Origin of the sequence: Streptomyces sp. WAC05292 (genome assembly GCF_003949955.1) — a bacterium.
Classification (GTDB): domain Bacteria; phylum Actinomycetota; class Actinomycetes; order Streptomycetales; family Streptomycetaceae; genus Streptomyces; species Streptomyces globosus.
On sequence record NZ_RPSE01000592.1, the window covers coordinates 1 to 2,612 of the forward strand.

Annotated in this window: 3 protein-coding genes and 1 tRNA gene; 2 read left to right on the forward strand and 2 right to left on the reverse strand. The window is 67.7% G+C overall.

Annotated elements, in window-relative coordinates:
• The first annotated feature begins 487 nt into the window (after nucleotides 1-487).
• Both EF903_RS31370 and EF903_RS31375 read left to right on the forward strand, forming a co-directional pair.
• Nucleotides 488-964 (forward strand): hypothetical protein, encoded by a 477-nt coding sequence (locus EF903_RS31370; protein ID WP_125548371.1) that lies wholly within the window; start codon nucleotides 488-490, stop codon nucleotides 962-964.
• Complete coding sequence (locus tag EF903_RS31375) at nucleotides 961-1,314, forward strand: hypothetical protein (RefSeq protein WP_125548372.1); 354 nt, start codon at nucleotides 961-963, stop codon at nucleotides 1,312-1,314. The genes EF903_RS31370 and EF903_RS31375 overlap by 4 nt, the downstream gene beginning before the upstream one ends.
• A gap of 117 nt (nucleotides 1,315-1,431) precedes the next feature.
• Here the strand turns inward: EF903_RS31375 and EF903_RS34520 are convergent, their stop codons facing one another.
• Together EF903_RS34520 and EF903_RS31385 are read right to left on the reverse strand one after the other, a co-directional pair.
• Nucleotides 1,432-1,740 carry a hypothetical protein gene (locus tag EF903_RS34520; protein ID WP_185902928.1) on the reverse strand — a complete coding sequence of 103 codons (309 nt, stop codon included), beginning with the start codon at nucleotides 1,738-1,740 and terminating at the stop codon, nucleotides 1,432-1,434.
• Nucleotides 1,741-2,397: 657 nt separating this feature from the next.
• A tRNA-Ala gene (locus EF903_RS31385) sits at nucleotides 2,398-2,471 on the reverse strand.
• Between the last annotated feature and the right edge of the window lie 141 nt (nucleotides 2,472-2,612).

A 2,612-nucleotide genomic window follows, 5' to 3' on the forward strand; every position in this document is an offset into this window, starting at 1 on the left:
CCCCTCAACCCATCAGCAAACACCGCCCCGCCCAAAACGGACCGCACAGACCCCCTCGCAACACGTGACCACTCCCAAGGCGGGAAGGAACGAAAACCCTCCCCCTAAAACACAAGTGACGCCCCGCCAACGGTGCTGCACGGCCGCCCCGACCGCCGGCACGGCCACGGGCGCGCTCGGATCCGCTGGCTACCGCTGCTGACCAGGTGCACCACGGGCCGATCAGGTCCACGGGACGTCCCCGCTCGTGGCGGCATCTCGGGCAGGACTCGGCAACAGCGGCCCGGGCATCCTGTCCGGGACCACCGACAGCGGCCCGAGGTGCGGCGCCGTACCCGGCGAGGTCAGCGCTGTCGTTCCCCAGCCGCCAGGGAACGAAGCGGTCGCCGCTGCTCGGCCGCTCGCAAGGTGTGCGCGACTGGGCCGCGCCCTGCGCCCCTCTTCCGGGTGATGGCGCCCGCGCGAGTTTCGAAGTAATTTCAAAGTTATGGGTATCGAGAACGCCGTGAACTTCTCCGAGCTGGTGAACAAGAACAAGCAGACGCTGGCCCGGCTCCAGGAGTCGCCGAGGCTGCTCCTGCACCGCAGAGACGGCGAGGACCTGGTCCTCACCACCGCAGCCCGGGCCGAGCAGGACCAGACAGTGGTGTCGGCAGCAACCCGGATGCTGGCCGCGATGGCGCGCCGTGAGCCGGGCAGCATGGAACTACTCCTCGACATACTGCCGGACGCATTCCCGTGGGTCCGCTTCCTGCCCGAGCCCGATCTCCACGCCTTCGCTGTCGAACTCGTGGACACCATGCGGGCTGCCGACTCGCTCGGCAACAGCGCGTCCGTCGCCCAGTTGCTCATCGCCTGGCAACACACCGCAGAGGTCTACTCCGACCCCGAACTGCTGGCCGCATTGTCCCAAGACCACAGCGAAGACTACGGCGCGGTGCCGGACCCTCGGGGCGTCGCATGACCCCGGGTCGCGGCGACCGCGCCGCGCCCCCGGCGCCCGACGGCCACTGGGAAGTCCGCTTCGCCGACGCGGCCTCGGCCAAAGGGTGGGAGAGCCTCGCCCAGCAGGCTCGTGAAAATACCTACCGCGCCTGGATCACCATGCGCACCGCCCCCAGGCCGGCCACTGAGACACCCCGACACCACCGCCTCGAGGGCGGTCTGGCGCACGGAACCCATCGCGGACAGACCTGCGAGCAGTGGCAGATCGAGGTGACTGGTGGCGGCCGCATCTGGTACCTCCTGGACATCGCTCGCGACACCTGCTGGATCACCTTCGCAGGCACGGGGCATCCCAGGGCTACCGACTGAGCTGGTCGGCCATCAGAACACCATCTACGAAGCCACCGCGCCCGTCGCCATGTATGTCGCCTTCCTCGCCCGCGTCACCACCGTTGCGGCCTTTGGGGACCTGCGCCCGATGCTTTTTCAAGCCGTCGCGCATTCCTGCGAGACAGTCGCGAGGACGTACGCGAAGCGGCCGGCCTCGCCGCGCTCATCGTCGCGGAACACCCCGCACTTGCCCGGCACCGAGATCACCTCGCCGTGCAAGTGCGCCGCATCCTGGACACCAGTAGTGATGATTTCGGCAGGGGACTTTGAACGTTCGGTGTACTCCCGCTTGAGGAAGATGCACCAATGACCAGTGAACGTGACCGGGGCCGTCGAGCACTCTGAGCCGCAGCCGTCGAGGCGGTGGATGACCGGCTGATCGACGAGTTGGTGTCCCGTGCCCAAGCCGAGGGCCAGGCCCGCTGGACCATGTGCTGGAAGGCCGCACTGGACACCTTCGACGTCACCTTCGCTGGCCGGCCAAACCCCCCGTCCCAATCCCCGAAGGCGAACGCCTGCGGCCCCTGCCCGAGAGCGAGCTGCCGCGGATCCGTCAGAAGCCCACGATCACCATCCGGCCCGGTGACCTCGGCAGGCTCGAGAAGTTCCGCCAAGACCGTTACTACCTCCACCCCACCTACAGGACGCCTACGGCCCGAGCGGGCAAACATCGAAGGTCTCAACGGCAGGCCCAAGAGCCACGACATCGCCATCTCCGACCCACGAAGCGGCTGTCCCAGGGACGGGCCGCGCAGACCATTCTGCTCAGGCTGATGAGCTGCGGCATCGACCTGCACATGGTCTTCAGCTGGCACCAGGCGACCGGAGCCCGAGCGACCGCGACCACTCATGAAGTCGCCCTCATCGCCGGACCGGCCTCACGACCACCCGACGCGGCGTCCCCCCGAAACTTCAGGCCGACGACCGCCAGGCACCCGCCCGCAGCTCGACCTCGTTCAGACACGCCTCGAACAGGACCCGGAAACGCCGAGATCCCGCCCGATCTTTCGATCGGGCGGGATCTCATGACGCTCACGAGAGCTACTCGCGAACTGTCGTTTGTGGACCTGTGGGGATTTGAACCCCAGACCCCCTCGATGCGAACGAGGTGCGCTACCAGACTGCGCCACAGGCCCTTGCGACGTGTGAAACATTAGCATCCCCGCGTCGCAGCACCAAAATCCGTTCCCGGGGGCGGTGCTGCGGGTGTCATTCGTTGGCGGCGCGGGGGCGGTCGTCGCTTTCGTACTGGTCGAACAGGGGGGTGCGGCCGCGGG